The following is a 5,899-nucleotide window of genomic DNA, read 5'->3' as shown; positions in this document are numbered from 1 at the left end:
CGGGGCCCCAGCCACTGCCCTGATCGGCAGCTACGCCCTGCTGATCGGCGCGGGGCTTGAGGCGGCGCGGCCCTGGCTGAACCTGGCGCTGAGCGCGTTTCTCGGTTTTACCTTCGCCATGCTGCTAGGCGGCCTGTGGTTCGGTTACTGGATTCGCCAGGAGGGGTTGCAACTGACCCATCTGGTACTGGTGCTCTGGGCCTTGCTGGCCTTCGTGGTGTTCAACGTGCAGTGGGCCTGAGGCCAGCCTCACAGGGAGTGGTGGATGAACAGCAAGAATCTCGCGCTTGGTACGCTGCTGGCGGGTGCCGCCCTGGCGGTGCTGGTGGTCTGGCAACAGGCGCACACCGCACAGGCCTCGGCACCGGCGCCGCGGACGCTGGTCAAGGTGGCACTGGGCACCGTGCAGCGCGGTCCGGCCAATGGTTTTTTCGCCGGGGTCGGCGAGCTTGAGGCGGCGCGCCAGGTGCTGGTCTCGGCCGAAATCGGCGGGCGGGTGACACGCATCAACTTCGTCTCCGGGCAGAAGGTGCGCCGTGGCGACGTACTGCTGACCCTCAACGATGCCCCCGAGCAGGCCGAGCGCATTCGCCTGCAGGCGCAACTGCACAACGCCCGGATCAACCACCGCCGGGTGCGCGACCTGGTCGCGGAAAACGCCGCCACCCAGGAGCAGCTCGACAACGCCCTGGCCGCACGCGACATGGCCAGCGGCGAGCTGGCGCACACCGAGGCGGTGATCGCGCAGAAGACCATCCGTGCGCCGTTCGACGGTGTGTTGGGCATTCGCAAGGTCAACGAAGGTCAGTACCTGAATGTCGGCGATGCGATCGTCAGCCTGATCGACACCCGCACCCTGTATGTGAACTTCTCCCTCGACGAGCAACTGAGTATCCACCTCGCACCCGGGCAGCCGGTCGACGTGCTGCTCGATGCCTATCCCGAGCGAACCTTTGCGGCGCGCATCAGTGCCATCGACCCACTGATCGACCGTTCGCGCACGGTACAGGTGCAGGCGACCCTGGATAACGCCGATGCGCTGCTCAAGGCCGGCATGTATGCCAGCGTCAAGGTTGCCGACCCGCAGGTGGCCGAGGTGCTCAGCCTGCCGGAAACCGCGGTGACCTATACCGCCTACGGCGACACGGTGTTTCTTGCCCGCCATGACGAGCAGCAGCAGGCGCTGGTGGTGCAGCGGGTGCCGGTGAAGATCGGCGAACGCCAGGATGGCCGGGTGATCATCCTTGAAGGGCTGCGGGAGGCCGACCAGGTGGTGACCTCCGGGCAGCTCAAGCTCAGTGACGGGGTCGCGGTCGAAGCCACCGAAGACACCCTGCAAGCCCCGGCGCTGTCCGGCTCCTGACCGATTGTCCAGAGACCCTTAGATGAAATTCACCGATCTGTTCGTGCGTCGGCCGGTGCTGGCGCTGGTGGTCAGCATCCTCATTCTGCTGCTGGGCATCCTCTCCCTGCGCCAGCTGCCGATCCGCCAGTACCCGATGCTGGAGAGCTCGACCATCACCGTCACCACCGAATACCCCGGCGCCTCGGCCGAGCTGATGCAGGGCTTCGTCACCCAGCCGATTGCCCAGGCGGTGTCGTCGGTCGAGGGCATCGATTACCTGTCGTCGTCCTCGGTGCAGGGCCGCAGCCTGGTCACTGTGCGCATGGAGCTCAACCGCGACTCCACCCAGGCGCTGACCGAGGTCATGGCCAAGGTCAACCAGGTGCGTTTTCGCCTGCCCGAGCAAGCCTATGACCCGGTGATCGAACGCTCGTCCGGCGAGTCGACGGCGGTGGCCTATATCGGCTTTGCCAGCAACAGCCTGTCGACCCCGGCGATGACTGACTACCTGGCGCGGGTGGTCGAGCCGATCCTGACCACCATCGACGGTGTGGCCAAGGTCCAGGTATTTGGCGGCCAGACCCTGTCGATGCGCCTGTGGATCGACCCGGCGCGCCTGGCCGCGCGCGGCCTGACTGCCGCGGATGTGGCCGAGGCGGTCAGGCGCAACAACTACCAGGCGGCGCCCGGCAAGGTCAAAGGCCAGTTCGTGGTCTCCAATATCCGCGTCAATACCGACTTGACCAGCGTCGGCGAATTTCGCGAGCTGGTGATCCGCAACGACGGCAATGGCCTGGTGCGCATCAAGGATGTCGGCACTGTTGAGCTGGGCGCCGCCTCGGTGGAAACCAGCGCCTCCATGGACGGCGTGCGCGCCGTGCACCTGGGCCTGTTCCCGACCCCCGGCGGCAACCCGCTGGTGATCGTCGACGGCATCCGCAAGGTGCTGCCGGACATCCGCAAGACGCTGCCGCCGGACGTCAAGGCCGAGCTTGCGTTCGAGACCGCGCGCTTCATCCAGGCCTCCATCGACGAAGTGAGCAAGACCTTGCTCGAAGCGCTGCTGATCGTGGTCATCGTCATCTACCTGTGCCTGGGGTCGCTGCGCACCGTGCTGATCCCGGTGGTAACCATTCCGTTGTCGATGCTCGGTGCGGCGGCGCTGATGCTGATGTTCGGCTTCAGCCTCAACCTGTTGACCTTGCTGGCCATGGTCCTCGCCGTCGGCCTGGTGGTGGACGATGCCATCGTCGTGGTCGAGAACGTCCACCGTCATATCGAAGAGGGCAAGACCCCGGTGGCCGCGGCCCTGGTGGGGGCGCGGGAAGTGGCCGGGCCGGTGATCGCCATGACCATCACCCTGGCTGCGGTGTATGCACCGATCGGCATGATGGGCGGCTTGACCGGTGCGTTGTTTCGCGAGTTCGCCCTGACCCTGGCCGGAGCGGTGGTGGTGTCCGGTGTGGTGGCCTTGACCCTGTCGCCGGTGATGAGCTCGTTCCTGTTGCAGGCCAAGCAATCCGAAGGGCGCATGGCCCATGCCGCCAACCGTTTTTTCGACGCCCTGGCCAGACGCTACAGCCGGGCGCTGGAATTCTCCCTGGCGCGGCGCTGGCTGAGCGCCGGGTTTGCCTTGCTGGTGCTGCTCAGTTTGCCCTGGCTGTACGGCCTGCCTCAGCGCGAGCTGGCGCCGACCGAAGACCAGGCCGGGCTGCTGACCGCGATCAAGGCACCGCAGCACGCCAACCTCGAATACGTCGAGCGCTTCGCCGACAAGCTCGACCAGGTCTACAAGCGTCTGCCAGAAACGGTCAGCACCTGGATCATCAACGGCAGCGACGGCCTCGCCTCGGGCATCGGCGGTATCAACCTGTCGCTGTGGGACGAGCGCGAGCGTACCGCCTCGCAGATTCAGGTCGACCTGCAGGCGGCGGTCAACGATGTCGAAGGCACCAGCATCTTCGCCTTCCAGTTGCCGGCCTTGCCGGGTTCCACCGGCGGCTTGCCGGTGCAACTGGTGCTGCGCAGCTCCCAGGACTACCAGGTGCTGTACCAGACCATGCAGGAGATCAAGCAAAAGGCCCGGGACAGCGGCTTGTTCGCCGTGGTCGACAGCGACCTGGACTACAACAACCCGGTGGTTCAGGTGCGCGTCGATCGGGCCAAGGCCAACAGCCTGGGCATTCGCATGCAGGACATCGGCGAGTCGTTGGCGGTGCTGGTGGGCGAGAACTACTTGAACCGCTTCGGCCTCGAAGGGCGTTCCTACGATGTCATCGCCCAGAGCCCGCGTAGCCAGCGCCTGACCGCGCAAACCCTGACCCGCCAGTACGTGCGCAGCGAAGACGGCACGTTGGTGCCATTGTCGACCGTGGTGCAGGTGTCCGAGCAGGTCGAGCCGAACAAGCTGACCCAGTTCAACCAGCAGAACGCCGCCACCTTCCAGGGCATCCCGGCGGCCGGAGTGACCCTGGGTGATGCGGTGGCATTTCTCGATCAGGTGGCAGCGTCGCTGCCGGCCGGCTTCAGCTACGACTGGCAATCGGATGCACGCCAGTACACCCAGGAGGGCAGTGCGCTGATGCTGGCGTTCCTGGCCGCGGTGATCGTCATCTACCTGGTGCTGGCGGCGCAGTATGAGAGCCTGGTCGACCCGCTGATCATTCTGATCACCGTGCCGCTGTCGATCAGTGGTGCGTTGATCCCGCTGGCGCTGGGCTATGCGACGGTGAACATCTACACCCAGATCGGCCTGGTGACCTTGATCGGCCTGATCAGCAAGCACGGTATCCTCATGGTCGAATTCGCCAACACCCTGCAGGAACACGAGCAGCTCGACCGCGCGGCGGCGATCAGCAAGGCGGCGCAGATTCGCCTGCGGCCGATCCTGATGACCACCGCGGCCATGGTGGTCGGCCTGATCCCTTTGCTGTTCGCCTCCGGTGCCGGTGCCAACAGCCGCTTTGGCCTGGGGTTGGTGATTGTCTGCGGGATGTTGATCGGCACCTTGTTCACCCTGTTCGTGCTGCCCACGGTGTACAGCCTGCTGGCGCGCAAACACGCAATCGCCGCGAGTACACCGCGCGCGGTGTCCCTGGCTGATGCGCTGAGGAGCGAAGGATGAACAGAGTGAACCTGGCCCTGGCCTGTGTGATTTCGAGCCTGGCCCTGGCGGGCTGCAAGGTCGGCCCCGACTATGCAAAGGCAACCCCTGCGCCCATCCCCTTGAGCACGCCGCAACAGCAGCAGTTCGCCCAGCAGGCGCAACTGCCGGCGCAGTGGTGGTCGTTCTTCGAGGACCCGCAGCTGAACCGCCTGGTCGACACCGCGCTCCAGCACAACCACGATATCCGCCAGGCCCAGGCCAACCTGCTGGCGGCGCGGGCGCTGTTCGATGACCGGCGCCTGGACCAGTACCCGGGCGTTACCGCACGCAGCGGCTTCAGCCAGAGCCTTGAGCAGCAGCAACCGGCCGATGGCAGCGACCCGCAGCGCATGTTCTCGCGCAGTTATCGCGCAGGGTTTGACGTGCAGTGGGAGATCGACCTGTTCGGCCGCTTGCAACGCCTGACCGCCGCTGCCGAGGCACGCTCGGAGGCGGCGCGCGCCGACCTTGAACAGATGCGCCTGAGCATCGCCGCCGAAGTCGCCCGCGCCTACTACCAGCAGCAGGGTTTGCACCGCAGCCTGGAAGTGGCGCAGGCCCAGGTCGAGGCCTGGCGCGAAACCCTGAAACTCACCAGTGCCCAGGTGCGTGCCGGCAGCGGTCAGTACGAGGACGAGCAGAACGCCCATGCCAATCTGCTGCTCAGCGAAGCGGCGGTGCCGCCATTGCAGGCATCGATCCAGGAGGCCGGGTACCGCCTCGATGTGCTCACCGGGCGCGCGCCGGGCCTTGCCGAGGCGTCAGGGCAAGCACGCTTTCTGCCACCGCTGGCGCGACAACTGCCCTTGGGCGATGTCAACGCGCTGATCAACAACCGCCCGGATGTTGCCAGTGCCGAGCGGCAACTGGCAGCCAGCAGCGAAGACGTTGGCGTGGCCACCGCCGAGCTGTACCCGCGCCTGGACCTGGGCGGGTTTATCGGCTTCTTCGCCTTGCGCAGTGGCGACCTGGGCAGTGCCGCGCGCGCTTATGAGCTGGCGCCGACAGTCACCTGGCCGGCGTTGCGCCTGGGTAACGCCAAGGCTCGCTTGCGTGCTGCGCAGGCGCAAGCGCAAGGGGCGCAGGCGCGCTATGAGCAGTCACTGTTGCTGGCCCGCGAAGAAGTGGAAAACGCCGTCACGCGCCTGGCGCGCAACCAGACCCGCCTTGGTGCGTTGATGCAATCGGCGGCGCATGGCGCCGATGCCATCGACATCGCCTCCAAGCGCTATCGGCGAGGGGCGGGTACCTACATGGCGGTGCTGGAAAACCAGCGCGCGTTCTTCTTGATCAAGCGTGAAGTGGCAGAGGCAGAGACCGCTTCGTACCTGAATGCGATTGCGCTGTACAAGGCGCTGGGCTGGGGGAGTGGCGCGGTGCAGTGATCGGCTCATCGCGGGTCCGGCGTA

Annotated in this window: 4 protein-coding genes; all 4 read left to right on the top strand. The window is 66.0% G+C overall.

Features of this window, described 5'->3' with window-relative positions; all coding sequences use genetic code 11:
- The coding region (locus tag UW3_RS30030; RefSeq protein ID WP_010227084.1) for a DUF2165 family protein at positions 1-241 on the top strand (241 nt) is incomplete at its 5' end.
- Between the two features lie 24 nt (positions 242-265).
- On the top strand, positions 266-1,363 hold the full coding sequence (locus tag UW3_RS0126130) for an efflux RND transporter periplasmic adaptor subunit (RefSeq protein WP_010227083.1): 1,098 nt from the start codon (positions 266-268) through the stop codon (positions 1,361-1,363).
- A 22-nt stretch (positions 1,364-1,385) separates the two neighbouring features.
- The gene (locus UW3_RS0126125) at positions 1,386-4,469 is read left to right on the top strand and encodes a MexW/MexI family multidrug efflux RND transporter permease subunit (protein ID WP_010227082.1); all 3,084 of its coding nucleotides are present in this window, start codon (positions 1,386-1,388) and stop codon (positions 4,467-4,469) included.
- Complete coding sequence (locus UW3_RS0126120) at positions 4,466-5,875, top strand: efflux transporter outer membrane subunit (protein ID WP_010227081.1); 1,410 nt, start codon at positions 4,466-4,468, stop codon at positions 5,873-5,875. Before UW3_RS0126125 ends, UW3_RS0126120 begins: the two co-directional genes overlap by 4 nt.
- The last annotated feature ends 24 nt before the right edge of the window (positions 5,876-5,899 follow it).

The sequence above is a fragment of the Pseudomonas donghuensis genome, assembly GCF_000259195.1.
In the GTDB taxonomy this organism is placed as follows: Bacteria; Pseudomonadota; Gammaproteobacteria; order Pseudomonadales; family Pseudomonadaceae; genus Aquipseudomonas; species Aquipseudomonas donghuensis.
The sequence above is the reverse complement of the archived record's forward strand: the minus strand, read 5'-3'. Positions and strand labels throughout refer to the sequence as shown.